10 protein-coding genes are annotated in these 16,186 nt (G+C 60.8%); all 10 read right to left on the bottom strand.

Annotation, left to right across the window (positions count from 1 at the left end; all coding sequences use genetic code 11):
* Nucleotides 1-527: 527 nt before the first annotated feature.
* Nucleotides 528-1,460: a hypothetical protein gene (locus tag FBT96_RS16210; RefSeq protein ID WP_136908437.1), complete on the bottom strand. Its 933-nt coding sequence runs from the start codon at nt 1,458-1,460 to the stop codon at nt 528-530.
* The gene (locus tag FBT96_RS16205; protein ID WP_136908435.1) at nt 1,460-3,262 is read right to left on the bottom strand and encodes an AAA family ATPase; all 1,803 of its coding nucleotides are present in this window, start codon (nt 3,260-3,262) and stop codon (nt 1,460-1,462) included. The genes FBT96_RS16210 and FBT96_RS16205 overlap by 1 nt, the downstream gene beginning before the upstream one ends.
* Nucleotides 3,263-3,271: 9 nt before the next feature.
* Nucleotides 3,272-4,465 (bottom strand): restriction endonuclease subunit S, encoded by a 1,194-nt coding sequence (locus tag FBT96_RS16200; RefSeq protein WP_136908433.1) that lies wholly within the window; start codon nt 4,463-4,465, stop codon nt 3,272-3,274.
* On the bottom strand, nt 4,462-5,985 hold the full coding sequence (locus tag FBT96_RS16195) for a type I restriction-modification system subunit M (RefSeq protein WP_136908431.1): 1,524 nt from the start codon (nt 5,983-5,985) through the stop codon (nt 4,462-4,464). The genes FBT96_RS16200 and FBT96_RS16195 overlap by 4 nt, the downstream gene beginning before the upstream one ends.
* Before the next feature lie 3 nt (nt 5,986-5,988).
* Nucleotides 5,989-9,381 (bottom strand): DEAD/DEAH box helicase family protein, encoded by a 3,393-nt coding sequence (locus FBT96_RS16190; protein WP_136908429.1) that lies wholly within the window; start codon nt 9,379-9,381, stop codon nt 5,989-5,991.
* Nucleotides 9,378-10,235, bottom strand: coding sequence for a WYL domain-containing protein (locus FBT96_RS16185; protein ID WP_136908427.1), 858 nt, complete (start codon nt 10,233-10,235; stop codon nt 9,378-9,380). Before FBT96_RS16185 ends, FBT96_RS16190 begins: the two co-directional genes overlap by 4 nt.
* A 264-nt stretch (nt 10,236-10,499) precedes the next feature.
* Nucleotides 10,500-10,778 carry a WGR domain-containing protein gene (locus tag FBT96_RS16180; protein WP_136908425.1) on the bottom strand — a complete coding sequence of 93 codons (279 nt, stop codon included), beginning with the start codon at nt 10,776-10,778 and terminating at the stop codon, nt 10,500-10,502.
* An 84-nt stretch (nt 10,779-10,862) separates the two neighbouring features.
* A complete protein-coding gene (locus FBT96_RS16175; protein ID WP_136908423.1) occupies nt 10,863-11,795 on the bottom strand; it encodes a DUF2493 domain-containing protein in 933 nt (310 codons plus the stop codon).
* 366 nt (nt 11,796-12,161) lie between these two features.
* The gene (locus tag FBT96_RS21720; protein ID WP_136908421.1) at nt 12,162-13,193 is read right to left on the bottom strand and encodes a DUF7146 domain-containing protein; all 1,032 of its coding nucleotides are present in this window, start codon (nt 13,191-13,193) and stop codon (nt 12,162-12,164) included.
* Nucleotides 13,194-13,204: 11 nt separating this feature from the next.
* A partial coding sequence (locus tag FBT96_RS16165; protein WP_136908419.1) for a strawberry notch family protein occupies nt 13,205-16,186 on the bottom strand: 2,982 nt, incomplete at its 5' end.

Genomic DNA, 16,186 nt, shown 5'->3' with positions numbered 1-16,186 from the left:
CATGGACCGGAATGGCACCGCAAGACCGGAGACCGGGCGGCCGGTGGCGGGAAAAGCACCCGGGAAGGGGAGAAGGTGGAGGACAGGGCGCACCGCCAAAAGGACCGAAAACGGCGGAGATGATCCGCAAGGATGTGACGGCTGCGCGGGAGGACGATGCCTCGCTTTTTGACGACCGGGGAACAACGCCCATGATGCTTTCAGTCGCTGCCGAGCATCTGCAACTTGACGAAGGAGGCCAGAGTTGGAGGCGGGCTTCCGGGAGGGCTACGATCAACAAGTCACGGCGCCCGTAATAGATGTTATGTAATGCGGATTGTAAAGATGGTGTGAAACGGTCGGTCGTCGGCGAGACCAAAGCTTCGAGGCGAGCACCTAGAATGGCCACAAGCTGGCGGTAAACGGTGTTCAGCCCCCACCTTCCTGTGATTTTCCGGTTCTGCGAGTCCGTTTCTGTTGAATGACAGGGATGGAGTTTCTCAGGTCACTGGGCGTGGTGACCGGACACTCTCAAATGGTGCGGTCCTCTAAAACAGCTCAGTACCTCCATCGTCTCGGATGCGCACAGCCAATCCAACACGAGAGTATATCGTTGATCCGTCTGAAAATCTGCTGCGAAGCCCCTGAGCGTGCTCGAAGTTCAGTAAAGTGAAAGCAGCTGACTCCGCTGAGCCATCTGCGGACAGGCCCGCCCCGATCATGATCCCTCCAAGTTCCGTCAGAACGTACCGATCATGGAAGTCCTCGCCGCCTAGTTTTTCCGACCAAGCGTAAAATTCGATGCGATAGCCAGGAGGCAGCAATCCTTTGATCTGGGCCGATCCGTCTCGGGCAAGTATCTCTGCCGGTGGGCGAGTATCGTGATCACGGAAGTGAATTTTAATGGCTTTCGTCTGATCCGGAGCCCCCGCAAGCCGCGCAAGCAGTGAGGCCAGCGTGGCAAGATAATTACCCTTCGCGGGGCGGAGGTCGAAATACGGATCAACGATATCGATCTCCTTGGATACCGCAGTCAGTGTATGCAGGGCATCGGCAATCTGGTCAGCGGTCCTGGTCACGTCACAGCTGGTTGTTGCTCTAAACAGCGGGTGCGCGTCAGAGCAATCGTCGGGCTCCATCGCTTCAGCGCAAGCAGCATTTCCGGCATCGCATATGATCGCTCTGAAGGGTCGGGTGCCGTGTTCGCGTAGGGCGTTGCCGATCCAATCTGCCTCGTGGTCATAGGCGCGATTGAAATCGACCACCTTGTGCTTCGAGTGGGCCAACCGTTCGATGATGCTGGACACGCGAATATCGGGCACGCCAGCCTGTTTTGCTGCTTGGATGACCTTCTTCTCCCACTTTGTCGGCAGTCGTGAAATCAGCCGGCCCTTGTCGGCGCCGAAGCGGTCGATCAGGTCCTTGAAGGTTCGCCAGTCCGCACCGATGGCTGCTGGATCGACCGCGTATTCCGACAACATCAGAACAGTTCCTCGGCTCGTTCCGCAAAGAAGCCATTTGGCCATCGGTCTGCAAAATCACCGTCGGGACTCACCCGGAGTGGACGGAAGCGGACCCCATCAGCCGAATTCTCCACATAGACAACGGACAAATCGTCGGCCGTGAGACCGAGAACGCCTGGCGGTATCTCGTTCTCCGTCTGCTCTCTCACGCGACGCAGCAACCGCAACATTATGTGCTCGCTGTGCGTCTCGATCAAAAGGCTGCGCTCGGGACCAACTGCCGGCTGTGGGCCTTGCGTCGCTTCGATGAAGAGATCACCAAGTCCGACCTGGATGGCCGGGTGAATATGAAGCTCGGGCTGCTCGATCGCGATCAGGCCGTCAGGATCCATCAAACACGCGACAACGACAGGCACCATCTGAGAAATGCCCACGCCAACGTCGCTTGGGGCAACCAGCACCCCTTTGTTCAGATCGAGCAACTGGAACTCCTTGACAGTCTTCAATGAAGCGTAGAGCTCCTGCAGGTCGCCAAGGTCATCTTCATCGATGCCGCGCTGGAATAGTTGGTGGAACCGGCTGGTGTTGGGGACCTGCTTGAAGACCGTTTGCTGCAGCTGGTAGCCGGTCCTCAGTTTCAGATCGGAGGAGAGCCAGTCATTCACATTCTCAAGCAGGTGCTCCGTGGTCTGGGTGTGCAGCACGTCCCAGGCTGCCAGGCCCTGAGCCCATCGGGACTCGTCGGGCGAAAGGCGTGGCCGGTAGCCACGGCTAGGTATGTCGCGGAGCGGCCCGATGTACGTAAGTGACTTGAGATAGTCGCGCAGGATCCGGACAGGGCCGAGAACCATCTCGTCCAGAAGCGTACTCAGGCCAGCTCGGCGATATGTCTCCAGGTCCAATTTGTCGGCGGCGCGCAATTCGTCGCTGTCCGACAGGCGCGGAATGGAGGCGCCGCGCGCATAGCGCATCCGGATCAGGTTCTTGTCGATCTCAACCAGATCGAGCGCAAGCGGGCGGTCCAGATCGGGTAACGCCCCGCGTTCGGTTTCTACCTTGACCCGAAACCGAACGCGGTCATTGATCTGCGCATCTGCCACGATCTGGCGGGAAAGCTCATAGAGCTCGTTCCCGAGCGGTGACTTGAACGGGTCGCCCTTTTCGGCCTCTGGGTCATAACCGAGCGCGGTCGGCAAACCTTCCTCATCCCAGTCTTCCGGCTCGTCATCTGGATCGACCAGCTTTTCAAGCATCGGGTGTTGCCAGTTGATGTCGATCAGCTCTGCTTGGCCTTCTTGAGGCGAATATCGGAGAGTGGCCAGCCCGTCGCCGTTGTGTTCGATCGACATCTTCGCGACATAAGGGCCTTGGATGAGATCGCTCCAAGCCACATCGATGCCAATACCCACCTCCTGCACGGCGGCGTAGGTTCTCAGCTCGGTGTTTTCTCCGGTGATGTACTGCACCGGCAGGTTTGTGAACTGCGGGTCTTGCAGGTTGCCGCCAGAGTTGAGCGGCAGGCGAACGCTGCCCTGATCGTCCCCGATATCTAGATGAACCTTGATATTAATGGACCGGTCCATCTCATGTCCATGGACAAGGTTCGCAAAGCCGCCAAGGTCGGTGAGGCCCCCAGCGATCGTTTGGTCCGGGTCAGGGTTGTTGCGCTCAATCACTTCTCGCAGGTAATGCAGCGCCTGCAGGATCGTGCTCTTGCCAGCACTGTTTGGGCCGAAGAGCAGCGTGATCGGCCGCAGGTCGATCCTTTGCCGCAAGCCGATGCCTTTGAAGTTCTCAATTTCTATCCGAGTCAAGCGCATAGCGGTACCTCAAAGCTCGCCGCGGAAAGCGCGCTGTGAAAGGGATCGAAAAAGGTCCTCACCAGATCCATCTGGCGTCTGTGAACGCGCCTCGATAGCTCGGGCCTTGTGCAGCATTCGGACGAATCGAAGCTGTTCCTCCATCGGAGGCAGGTTGATCTCGAGCTTTCGGATGATTCCGAGGTTCAAGCCGTCCATGATCGCGCCCTTGTTGAAAGACTTTATCTGACGAATGATCAGCGGATCGGAATGGATCGCTAAGGAGAGCACCTCCGGGTGGATGAGTTCCTTGTTGCAGGTGATCGTTGCGAGATGCTTGGTCGTGATGGCTTCGGGGATGTCGTCCGGCACAACAGCGGAGCGGCCGGTCGTGCCCATGATCGTGATGATCACGTCGCCCGGGAAGACCTTGTAGCGACGCAGCTCCTCGTACTTGAACGGCGTGATGAAGCGCCGTTCGGCCCAGGTGAACTTGTTCTGCACCGCGTTGTCTATGCCGAGGACCGCGATGCCCTCATCCACGAATTCGCCGTGGCGTAGCGCACTGCCAAAGGGTCCCGAGCGGATCGCGCCCTTCCGATCTTCGGCGAGCGCCTCGATCGTGAGTGGTTCCCAGTCGCCGTGGTTCGGGTTTAGATGCCCGACGGTATGCAAATAGGCAGACCTGACGAAGTCTTGGGTCTCATAGATCAAGCGCTCGCGCTTTCGCCGAATTTCTTCGGACTTATCAAGAATCCCGGCGATGCGCTGCTGTTCCTCCATCGGGATAGAGGGAATTTCTACGTCACCGATGTCACCCACTCGGATGGATGGATAAGCGGGGTCCTTGATGAGGTGTGAGGGTGGGTTCTTTCGCAGCCAGTAGGTGAGGAAAGCCGGGTTGCATTTTCCTGTAGGCACAAGTGCCGCGAGATGGCTCACGACGTGCGCGGGCTCAGGAAGCCTATAGACTCGGCCAAGTGTCGCCGACATGCCGCTCTTGGCGAATACAATTGTATCCTTCGGATAAACGCGAAACCGTTTCCGCGCAGCAGTTGATGGGGGAATTCGCTCACAATCAGCAAGGCTGCCACCATTCAACAACTTTTCGAGGCTGCCAGCCCGAATGAACGGCAAGCCGTCTTCTCCAAATTCATTCGGCTTTGGCGCGGGTTGACCTGCAGAAACGTCTACGACGCTTCCCAAGGAGCATGTTTCGATCATCCGAGCATCTCCTCGAGCTCGGCGAGATCACCCGAAATTTCTTCGTTGAGCGCAATCATCCGGCCAAGGATCATATGGGGCGGGTCGTAGTCCTCCTCCTCGTAGACGCGTTCCTTGTACCGGCTGAGTGAAAGGTCATAGCCGGCTTCCTTGATCTCCGCGGCAGACACGAAGAAAGCCTTCGATGCCCGGTCTATGTCCCTTTTCGGATCCCGGGAGCGCCAGCGGGCAAGGCAGTCGGGCAGATCGTTCTCGGCAGCAGGCTCCCGCTTGTCGTCGAGCGAGAGACCATCGGCCTCGACGTCGTAGAAGAAGACGTTGTCGGTCCGTCCGCCTTTGGTGAAAACGAGGATCCCAGTGGACACGCCCGCGTATGGCCGGAACACCCCGCTGGGCAGCGAGATCACGGCTTCCAGCTGGTTGTTGTCGACCAGGAGCTGACGCAGCTGACGGTGGGCGCCGGAGGACCCGAACAGCACGCCATCGGGCACGATAGTCGCCGACCGGCCGCCGGTGTTAAGCATGCGCAGGATGAGCGCGAGGAAGAGCAGTTCAGTCTTCTTCGTCTTGACCTGGCGCAGAAGGCCCGAGTGCACGTCCTCGAAATCGAGGCTGCCCTTGAAGGGCGGGTTGGCTAGGATGACGTCGAACCCTTCGCTCGCCTGCCTCGGAAACTTCTCGGTGAAGCCGGTGCTGAGCGTATCCTGATAGTGGATGTCGGGATCGTCGACCCCGTGCAGCATCAGGTTCATCGCCGCGATCCGCAGCATGGTGGCGTCGAAGTCGAAGCCGTGGAACATGCTGCTGCGGATATGGTCGCGGTGCTCTTCGAGCAGGTCGCCGGTGAAGATCTTCTCGACCGCGCCGGTCTCGGGATCCTTCTCCTCGATCACCGCCTCAGGCGAGGTGTAGGTCTCTAGCAGATATTCCATCACGCTGACGAGGAAGCCGCCGGTGCCGCAGGCGGGATCGCCGATCACGTCGGTCGGTTTGGGTTCCAGCATGTCGACCATCAATCGAATGATGTGCCGCGGCGTGCGGAATTGCCCGTTGATGCCGGCCGTCGTCAGCTTGCTGAGCAGATACTCGTAGAGATCACCCTTGGTGTCGCCCTCTGTCAGTGGCAGTTCGTGGATCATGTTGACGGCCTTCACCAGAAGTCCAGGCTTATGGATCATCAGCTGCGCGTCCTTCATGAACTCGGCGAAGGCCGTGCCGCTGGCCACGGTGGAACGGAAATGCGGAAACACCTTGTCCCGCACGAGGGGCAGCATCTGTTCTGATCCCAGGTGCCGGAACTGTCCCCAGCGCAGGTGCTGCTCATCCTCCTTGAAGCGGCGTTGGAACGACTTGCCTGTCCGCTTCTGGCGGTTCTCATCCCGCGCCTCGTTGATGTCGAGGAGGCGCGCGTACATCAGGAACGTGATCTGCTCGATCACCGTCAGCGGGTTGGTGATCCCGCCCTGCCAGAATTCCGTCCAGAGCGCGTCGACGCGCCGCTTGAGCTCACCCGTGACCATTTATCATTTCCTCTCGTTCGGGTTGTCGTCTGGGCGCTCATCGACCGTGGGGCCGAAGGAGCGCACTATATTGATGAGATCGGTGAGGTCGGCCTCGTCCTCGAAGACCCCGTCCGGTCCGTCGGCGTCGACCACGGTGAAGGGGTCGTCGTAGAGCCGCTCGACCTCGATCGTGCCGTAGCGCGCGATGTGGTTTTGCAGTAGCGCGAGGAAGCGTGTCTGCTTCGCGCTCAGCTTCGGATGCTTATGGACGAAGGTGGTGAACTTGTCTCGCACGGCCTCGGGGTCCATGCCCACGATCATCCGGATCGCGAGATAGAGTGGACCAGCGGTTTCGCTGAAGAACTCCTCAAGGTGTTCCCGCCGCACGTCCGGGTGCTGAATCAGAACAAGCGACACGAGCGAGTCGATTTCGCGGTCGGACACGGCCTCTCCGGCACGGATTTTTTTGAGGACCGGATTGGTCTCGAAGTGCTTCTTGAGCTCCGCTTCAACGATCTGCTGATAGGCCTTCATGTCGACGGATGTCAGGCTGGACGAACGCCGGACAAACTGCATCTGCCCGGCATCCTCGGTGATATCGACCACCTTCGGAGGAAGGCCCGGCGACCCGCCCTTGGCACGGTAATGCATGATTTCGCGCAGCTGAATGCGTACGTATTCCAGATCGGCGACAGCTACATCTGTCCAGAAAGCACCCGACTTTACGCGTTTGATGACTTCCGCCTTCTCGCGCACGGGGTTCAGGTGCATCTGCAGAGATGCCAGCCGGTCGAGGAGCTCGATTTTCAGATCGGCCATCTCGCCCGAGCCACGAAGCACTGCGATTTGCATCCGCGCTAAGAGAAGATCGAGCGCAAGGGCGTCGCTGAATCCACGGATGTTTCGCCACTGCATCAGAGGTGCGATCTCCTGGCGAAGTCTCGCGACAGTCGCGGGGGCGAACGCCTTCAATACCTCGGGACGAGATAGCGCGCGCTTCTCCTTCCATTTCTCCCGAATGGCGATGGATTCTTCCGGCAGTGCATTGATATCCTGTGCCACGAGGTCGATCACAGCGTCGAAGGCCCCGATTTCGCTTTTCTGAAGGGCGATCTCGGCAACATTCAACCGCTCTTCGAAGACCTGCTGAGCAAGCGGCTTTCCCTGAGTAGGTTCGGCAGGGCGATAGCCCATTTCGAAGCGGGCAAAATTGCCCCAGTGGTCAAAGATGCGAAACACGCTCTTGTGCTGGTCGAGGCCGAAGAGGTCCGGACAGAGACGCGTGCCTCGGCCAATCATTTGCCAGAACTTCACTGGCGATTTGACGGGCCGCGCGAAAACCAGGTTCACGATCTCCGGAATGTCGATCCCGGTATCGAGCATGTCGACCGAGATCGCTATGGTCAGATCGTTGTTGGTACCTTCGCCCTTGAAATCGTCGATCAACTGCTCGGCACGCGGATCGTAGTTGTCGATCACCTGGCAGAACTTGCCGGCGTATTGCGGATACATTTCATCGAAGAGCTGACGCATCAGCATCGCATGCTGATGGTTCCGTGCAAATATGATGCTCTTTCCTAGGATTTGTGCGGTCGCATCCTTGATCCCGTTTTCCATCAGGTTTCGGAGGATCGCGCGGTTGGTGTCCTTGTTATAGATGACCTTGTCGATCTGCTCCGAGGAGAAATCATACTGCGCCGGGTCCTCCCCCTGATCTTCGAGCTCTTGGATCTGCTGGGGCGATAGGCCATCGAGGGTGATGCCGTCGCGGAGAAACTGCGTCGTGTGTTCATAGACCTCGAATGGGGTCAGGTAGCCTTCCTGAACCGCCTGTTCGAGATCGTAATTCGACGTGGGAAGTTGCCCTTCGCACCCAAAGAGGCGGAAGGTGCTCCTCGTAACGAAGTCAACCGGCGTCGCGGTAAGCCCCACTTGGTGACAGTCGAAATAGTGAAAGATGTCTCCGTAGACGTTGTAGATGCTTCGATGAGATTCATCCGCGATGATGAGGTCGAAGAAGCCAGGGTCAAAAGACTGGAAGACCTTTTGCATCGCGGGATAGGTCGCAAGGAAGACGCGCTCACTGGCGTTCGTCCTAACGCGCGATGTGATGATCCGCGTGGGCTCCGAAAGGAAGTCATTGAAGGCGTTCTTGGCCTGCTTCCGGAGTTCCTTGCGATCACAGAGGAAGAGAACCCGTTTGACCCAACCGGCTCTGATCAGAAGGTCTGTCAGCGCGATCGCAACGCGTGTCTTGCCTGTACCAGTGGCCTGAACCACCAGCGCCCGACGATGCTTCTGCGAAAACCGCTCAGAAACCCTTTTGATCGCTTCCAGCTGGTACAGCCGATCCACGATCTGATCGCTGATCGCGACTGTGTCGAGGGGCTGTTTGTTGTGGCGTTGGTAGTTGGCCAGATGCTGAAGGCTGTCCTTGGAGTAGAAGCCATAGAGCTTCCGCGGAGGAAAGTCCTGCGCGTCGTCCCAAATCCAGATGTCAAAGCCGTTCGTGTAGAAGATGATCGGGCGGTGCCCATACCGCTTTTCGAGGCTATTGGCATAGAGTTTGGCTTGATGCCGGCCAAGCTCGGCATCGGTTGAGGTCTTCTTCGCCTCGATAACGGCCAGCGGGTTCCCGTTGTCATCCCACAGCACGTAATCGGCGTACCCGATGCCCGTAGCCGTAGGCTGTCCGTCGACCTCGACTTCCTTGCCCACTTGAGTCGTGTTCTTGGCGCCTTCTGCGATATCCCAGCCAACGCTCACCAACATGCTATCGATGAGGCGCGTTCGGGTTTCTGCCTCGCTGAACTGAAGTTCATCGGCCGCTGCCTGTGCCGAGCTTGCTAGATGCTTGAGCTCAGCCGCTTCCTTCTGGGCGGCGGTTGCCTTCGAGCGCGCTTCTTCGAGTTCCGAAAGCAGCGAATCCATCTGCGCGTCCTGCGCCGCCAGTTTTTCGAGAACCTGGCGCCGTTCCCGCTCCTCAACCTGACCTAGAATGGTCGGCTGCTGGAAGGCGGGAAGCTGGTCTGCTTTCGCTTTCCCGTACCGGACGCACATCCAGCGAGCGAGATCGTGTGCCTCTTTGAGCAGCCACAGCGCGTGTTGGCTCCTGACTGGTTCGCCATGCGCAGCTTTGTTGCCGTGCATCCGCAACGCGTGGAGCTTGTCGAGCACAACCTTCGGCGTGATTGCGATGAAGGCGTCGTTCTTCAAGAGATCAACGAATGTGGGCAAGTCAGGCTTTGGCAGCCGGAGCTCACGGTAGATATCCTTCGTCAGATTTTCTGCGAAGAGCCGAAGCTTGACGAGTGCGCTTGCAGGATCAGCGTGAGCATAGGCTTCTGCAAAGGCACCAAGACCTGCAAGCTCAGGCCAGCCGTCGCGAAGGATTTCGAAATTGACAGACTTCATGCCGTTGCCTCCGCGAGCGCGGCGTCAAAGGCAGCTCGGTTGGCGACCACGACCGGGACTTCGTGGGGGTTGTCCAGTTTGTCTGCAACATCCAGACGGAGACGCTTCAGGAAGTAGTAGAGCAGCGCCTTTCGAACCATGACTTCGGTGCGCCCGTTCGTCATTTCATAATCTTGGGCGATGATCGATCGCTGGTTCTCGCTCAGGGCTGGATTCGGCGCGAGCGCCACCGCAAAGCGATCATGCCAAAGCTTGTCGTCATTCGCGGACGCGCCGGACAGTCCATGCTTTCGGGTCTTCATGCATCGCGAGAGGATGAAGTCCTTGAACTTGTGATCGATGTGACAGAAGGCACGGATATGCCAGCGCAGTCCGTCGTTGCCGAAAGCGTGGGGAGAAATCCGCCTCCACTCGGGGGTGGGCTTCTGGGCGCTCATCGACTGGTAGAAGACCTCGATGGAATGGCCTTCTCTAACTGCCTTGAGGACATCGCGAAGGACGTCGGCCTCCACGCGCCGGTGTGGAATAGGCAGGGCATCATGCCCGGGCGCCGATGCAAGCCAGGCTTCGGTTACACCAGACGCTCCTCCGTTGGTCTCGCTCAGATGGGCGAGGTACGTGGATGCATTGGGCTGCATGAAAACAGGCTTGAAATCGTCTGCCGCTTTGTAGCGTTTTGCGCTCCTGTCGTAGATCAGGTTCCCAGGTGCCTTCTCATCGTAGTGCGTCAGATCCTTGGATGCCTGGGGCACTGAAACTCCGAACTGCTCCACGATGTCGGCACGATTAATTCCACCCTCCCAGAAGAGGCGAAATTCAATGAACTCCAACCGTTTTTCGACACCCCAGCGCATGGCAGGTCCTCGTTGAGCAGGTGGAAGTGCACACCCACAGGAATCGTTTGATGATGGATATATAAACTATACCCATCAAACCTGTCAACCACATCGGTCTATCCCTTTGTCAACTAGCTTTCGCAGAAGGGGCGCTCTGGAGCCAACTGATCCTTCCGACCTGACGGTCTCGTTAGTGGGCAGTTTCTGGGTATTCCCATTTCATCACACAGATGGGACAAGGATCAAATGGCCGCGGATCTATCTCGAGAGGACAAGCAGCGGTCAAATTAGACTCCGCTGTAAGTCGACGTAGCCCCGTCGCTTCTTCACCGCTGCCAACTTCATCAACGCGGTGATAGCCTTGCCTTCATCAGGGTGGGTCTCGACCATCATCTGCCCTTGGAAGCCGATCCGACCCCATTCGCGCACAAGGCTGGCGCGACCGAACAGATCGCGCTGCACGCTGAGTCGATAGAAGCGACGCATATTGCGCGCCGGATCGATCCGGCGCATCTGCACATCGGTCGGGAAGACATCGAGCTGGATCGAACTGTGGTACATTTAGTAAATGAATAAGGATCTCCTCACAATATCAAGTAGAAGTCTGCGCTTCCACCTCGATTTCCCCGAAAAGAAAAAGGGGGCTCACGCCCCCTTCTCGAACTTCACGACCGGGATGCCGAGCTTCTTGGCCTTGTCGGCGAGGTTTTCCTGGATGCCATTGCCCGGGAAGACGAGCACCCCCACCGGCAGCACATCCAGCATGGCGTCGTTGCGCTTGAAGGGAGCGGCCTTGGCGTGCTTGGTCCAGTCAGGCTTGAAGGCAACCTGCGTGACGCCCCGGGTCTCGGCCCATTTGGCGGCGATGAGTTCGGCGCCCTTCAAGCTTCCCCCGTGCAGAAGCACCATGTCGGGATACTTGGTCCGGACCTGATCGAGCTTGCCCCAGATCAGGCGGTGATCGTTGAAGTCGGTCCCGCCGGTGAGGGCAACCTTGGGGCCAGCGGGCAGCATCACCTCGGTTTCCGCGCGGCGTTTGGCGGCGAGGAAATCGCAGCTGTCGATCAACGCGGCGGTCATGTGTTGACGGTTCACCATCGATCCGGTGCGGGGGCGCCAGGTCGATCCCGTGTGATGAGAGAACTCCGTGGCGGCGTGATCGCGCATCATGTCCATGCAGTTGCGCCGCTCGATGAGGGTAAGGCCTTCCGCCGTCAGGCGCTCGAGTTCGGTCGATTTCACCTCGGAGCCGTCCTGCTCGCGCTGGAGGCGGCGTTGCGCCTGCTCGTTCTGGTCAAGCGAACGCTCGATCCGGGCAGTGGCGCGGTGGAAGAGGTTGACCTGGCCCCAGAGCACCTCTTCGAGGTCGGGTTCCATGCGGGTGTCCTTGAGAGTCGCGACGAGGGCATCGAAGATGTCGGCGACGGCAACCGCAAGGCGCTGTGCATCGGGCATCGGGCGCGGATCGGGCTCGTCGAAGGGGCGGTAGCCATAGAGCTGCAGCTCTTCGAGCGCATGGGCGGTCTGGGAAACGGTGTGGGCGGGTTCATAAGCATCGTCGTGGGTGTGGAGCGTCATTGGTTTCTTGCCTCCGGGCCTGTCTCGTCCGCGCGTCATCCCGCGCGGCCTTCATGGGCAGCGAAATGCCGTCACTGGAGACGCCCCTTCACCCCCGCCCTCGGGGGCCGGAACACCGTGGAGGAGGACGGGGGGCGGCTGATTTGTCTCGCGATGCAAAGGCGGCTCTGCCGCCGGCGGAAATCAGTCGCCCCCCGTCCTTGAAGGGGCGTCGCCTTTGACGGCCGCCTGCCCATCTCTTGAAGGCCGTGCGGGGGACGGGTGGATGAGCAAAGCCCGGAAAGAGGCAAAGACGACGGTCCAGAACCGCGACAGGGATGCATGCCCCCTGCCACACGCTCCCAGACCGCCCATGCGCGATGCAGCTCAGGGAAAAAGGCGCCGCCGATCCTCCGGCCCGATCTGACATGCCAGATGTTCGCGCAGCGCCACCTTGCCGTACGACCGAAGATCATCGTTGAAATCGCCAAGACGTGGCTCGAGCACATGGAAACCAATCCCGGCCTCGATGGCTCTGGCGCTCAACCTCTCTGCCGCGCGCTGCCCGGCCGGATCGCGGTCGATGGCGATGTAGAGACGCTGCAGCCCCTCGGGCAGCAGGACGGCCCCGAGGTGACCGGACGAGAGCGCGGCCCAGACCGGAAGGCCCGGCGCCGCCTCGCGCAAGGACAGCATGGTCTCGATGCCCTCGCCGACCACGAGGATGTCGTCATGCGGGGTGAGCCTGACGGCATTGCCCAGAAGGTGACCCATGGCACGCCGCTGCGTTTTGACAACCGCCTTGTCCTTGCCGTCCGGCGCAAGCCAGGTCCGATGCACCCCCTGCAAGCCCCCTGCCCCATCGGTGACCGCAGCGATCAGCGCCGGTCTGGGGATGCTCCGGGTCTGGCCTTCTTCCCGATGCCAGCACTTCGGGTGGAAGCGCAGGGCGCTCGTCAAGCCACCTTGGGTCAAACCCCGGGAGCGGAGATAGGTGTCTGCAAGCGTGCGCGGCACTGGCACCGAGGCTGCGAAGAGACGCGCGGCCGCCGCTGGCGTGCCGCCGGGGGCCTTGGCTTTCCTCGGCGTTGGCACGTCCGGAAGTACCGGCTGCGGACGGCCAAGATGCACCCGCGCCTCGGTCAGAAGATCGGGAAAGCGGGAGATCCCGGTCCGCGCACGGATGATGTCGAGAAGATCGCCGTGCTCGCCAGTCGCGCCATCGATGAATTTACCTGCGGCGCCGGGCCCGGAGGCGGGACCGGTCAAGCGCACGAAGAGCGATCGTCCAGGGTTGTTTTGCAGATCGCCCACGATCCAGTAGGACCCTTCCCGCCGCCCGGCGGGAAGATAATGGCGACAGACGCTTTCCGCACTCCGCGCGAGTTCGCGTAGAAGGTCTTCGGTTTCCAATGACATAGGCACACTCGTTAACACGTCCGGGCATTTAGGGCTTGGACGGGGAAGCGTGCAAGCAGGCGCTCCAGCGCCGCGATGCCGCAGGCATCGACCGGGCAGAAGAGCCGCAGCTTCCAGCTGATGATCTCCGAGAAGAAGCCATCGGCCTTGAGCCGCTCTTTCTGCGCCTCGGGAAAACCCGAAAGCTCGATGCGGTAGACGCCCATGACGCGGGAGCGGTGCAACTCCATCCCCTCGGCCAGGCGCACGGTGGTTTTGCCCTCCAGAACCAGGGCATGGACTTGCGCCGCCGTGAGCTTTGGCACGTCATCTGCCAGCGTGGCCGCAACCCAAGACGGCGAAACCCTGCGGCCAATGAGGCGCTGCCCGTCATCGGTCTGCAGCCGATAGACGCGGGTTTCGTCCTGGGGGAGCTGCTTCCAGATCGGTAGCAACAGGCCCGCGACGATGTGGAGCGTGGCTTCCGAGAACTCTGGCACTTCGGCCAGCTCCGCGCTCCAGGCGGCGGTGAAGGCCGCACGGTCAGCTTCCAGCCAGTGGGTGTCTTCCATCATCTTGGCAGGCAGCGTGCCCGCCTCGGTCGGACGGATCAGCCGCAGGCGCGGCTCGATGGTGCCATCATCCAGCATCAGGCTGGTGGCGGGCACCTCGACCGCTGCCCGGCCCGACCGACTGTTGACCAGAAGGCGTGCCTGTCTGTCGTCGAGCCAATCGAGCGCATCCGCGAGCGCGGTCGGCGTGTTGCGGCGCTTTTCTGCGATGGTGAGAAGCTGGGTTTCCGCGCCGGAACCGGGATGGGTGTAGATGACGCGGGCATCCGTGACGCGGAAGCTCTCGGCGCGCAGCGTCTCGAGCCCGAGGTCGTAGACCCCGGCGGCGATGGCCCCCTCGATCCGCGCATCGAGAAGCTCTTCGAAGGCCGAGAACAACACGGCCTGCATGTCGATCGTCAGCGCGAGCAGACGATTGAGAAAAGTCGTGATTGGCGGCAGGTCGTCCTTCAGCCCGTTGTCATCGGTCAGGCTGAGGCCTGTGGCATCCTCGAAGTCGCCAAGCGAGCAACCCGCCACATCGCCGCGATAGAGGCGCCGGTAAAGCTGACGCAGCGCGTCGCGGGCATAAGGGCTCTCGAGGTTGTCCTCGGGGCGGAACAATCCCTGCCCGCCGGTCTGACGCTGACCGCGCGTGATCGCGCCGAGCGTGTCGAGACGCCGCGCGATGGTCGACAAAAACCGCTTCCCCGCCTTCACATCGGTGGCCACCGGTCGGAAGAGCGGCGGCTGCGCCTGATTGGTGCGGTTGGTGCGGCCCAAACCCTGGATGGCGGCATCTGCTTTCCAGCCGGGTTCAAGAAGGTAATGGACCCGCAGACGCTGGTTCTTCGCGCCGAGATCGGCGTGATAGCTGCGCCCGGTGCCCCCCGCATCCGAGAAGATCAGGATGCGCTTTTGATCATCCATGAAGGCGGCGGTTTCCGCGAGGTTGGCGGAGCCGGCGCGGACCTCGACGACGAGCCGCGCCGCGTGCCCCTCGCCCTTGCGCACGATCCGGCGCGACCGGCCCGTGACCTCCGCCACGAGATCGGTGCCGAAGCGCTGCACGATCTGGTCGAGCGCCCCCGGCACGGGCGGCAGCGATGCCAGCTTTTCGATCAGCGCATCGCGCCTGCGGGCGGCCTCGCGACATTCGACCGGCTGGCCGTCGCGCATCACGGGCCGGGAAGAGACATTGCCCTCACCGTCGGTGAAAGGCTCGTAGAGCTGCACCGGGAAGGAATGGGCGAGGTAGTCGAGCACATATTCCCGCGGGGTAATGTCGACGCGGATGTCGTTCCAATCTTCGGTCGGGATCTCCGACAGGCGACGTTCCATCAGCGCCTCGCCGGTGGAGACGATCTGGACGACCGCCGCATGGCCCGCGGCCAGATCGGCCTCGATCGCGCCGATCAGCGTGGGGGGTTTCATCGAGGTGAGCAGATGACCGAAGAAGCGCTGCTTGGCGCTCTCGAAGGCCGACCGCGCAGCCGATTTGGCCTGACGGTTGAGCGTGCCGCTCCCGCCGGTGATGTTCGCCGCTTCCAAGGCCGCGGTGAGGTTGTTGTGGATGATGGCGAAGGCCCCGGCATAGGCATCGTAAATGCTGCGCTGTTCGGGGGTGAGCGCATGTTCCAGCATCTCGTATTCAACGCCGTCATAGGAAAGCGAGCGCGCAGTGTAGAGCCCGAGCGCGCGCAGATCGCGCGCGAGGACCTCCATCGCCGCGACACCGCCGGCCTCGATCGCCTCGACGAATTCGGCGCGAGTGGCAAAAGGAAAGTCGTCCCCACCCCAGAGCCCGAGGCGCTGCGCATAGGCAAGGTTGTGCACCGTCGTGGCCCCGGTCGCCGAGACATAAACCACGCGGGCATTGGGCAGCCTATGCTGCAAGCGCAGACCCGCCCTGCCCTGCAACGAGGCGGCCTGATCACCTCGCTCGCCCTTCGCGACAGCGGCATTCGCCATCGCATGGCTCTCATCAAAGAGGATCACCCCGTCGAAATCCGCCCCCAGCCAGTCGACGATCTGATCGACGCGGGATTTCTTCGCGCCGCGTTCCTCAGAACGCAGGGTCGCATAGGTGGTGAAGAGAATACCCTCGGTCAGCGGGATGTCGCGCCCCTGCGCGAAACGCGAGAGCGGCGTCACCAGAAGCCGCTCCTGACCAAGGGCCGACCAGTCGCGTTGCGCATCCTCAAGAAGCTTGTCGCTTTTCGAGATCCAGAGCGCCTTGCGGCGGCCCTGCGCCCAGTTGTCGAGCAGGATCCCGGCCGACTGGCGGCCCTTGCCAGCACCCGTGCCGTCGCCGAGGAAAAAGCCGCGACGAAAGCGGACGGCGTCGGCGGCATCGTCGGGCGCAGCCGAGACCATGTCGCCGGTTTCATCGACGATCCACGATCCCGCGAGATGCGCAGAATGCGCCTCGCCCGCGTAGATCACGGTTTCGAGCTGCGCGTC

It is taken from the genome of Rhodobacter capsulatus, assembly GCF_005144475.1.
Classification (GTDB): domain Bacteria; phylum Pseudomonadota; class Alphaproteobacteria; order Rhodobacterales; family Rhodobacteraceae; genus Rhodobacter; species Rhodobacter capsulatus_C.
Note: the sequence above shows the minus strand (reverse complement) of the source record. Positions and strands in the feature narration are given on the sequence as shown.

Excerpts from the sequence above, each read along its gene's own strand:
- FBT96_RS16210 (WP_136908437.1), bottom strand. The coding sequence starts at position 1,460 with ATGTTGTCGGAATACGCGGTCGATCCAGCAGCCATCGGTGCGGACTGG.
- FBT96_RS16205 (WP_136908435.1), bottom strand. The coding sequence starts at position 3,262 with ATGCGCTTGACTCGGATAGAAATTGAGAACTTCAAAGGCATCGGCTTG.
- FBT96_RS16200 (WP_136908433.1), bottom strand. The coding sequence starts at position 4,465 with ATGATCGAAACATGCTCCTTGGGAAGCGTCGTAGACGTTTCTGCAGGT.
- FBT96_RS16195 (WP_136908431.1), bottom strand. The coding sequence starts at position 5,985 with ATGGTCACGGGTGAGCTCAAGCGGCGCGTCGACGCGCTCTGGACGGAA.
- FBT96_RS16190 (WP_136908429.1), bottom strand. The coding sequence starts at position 9,381 with ATGAAGTCTGTCAATTTCGAAATCCTTCGCGACGGCTGGCCTGAGCTT.
- FBT96_RS16185 (WP_136908427.1), bottom strand. The coding sequence starts at position 10,235 with ATGCGCTGGGGTGTCGAAAAACGGTTGGAGTTCATTGAATTTCGCCTC.
- FBT96_RS16180 (WP_136908425.1), bottom strand. The coding sequence starts at position 10,778 with ATGTACCACAGTTCGATCCAGCTCGATGTCTTCCCGACCGATGTGCAG.
- FBT96_RS16175 (WP_136908423.1), bottom strand. The coding sequence starts at position 11,795 with ATGACGCTCCACACCCACGACGATGCTTATGAACCCGCCCACACCGTT.
- FBT96_RS21720 (WP_136908421.1), bottom strand. The coding sequence starts at position 13,193 with ATGTCATTGGAAACCGAAGACCTTCTACGCGAACTCGCGCGGAGTGCG.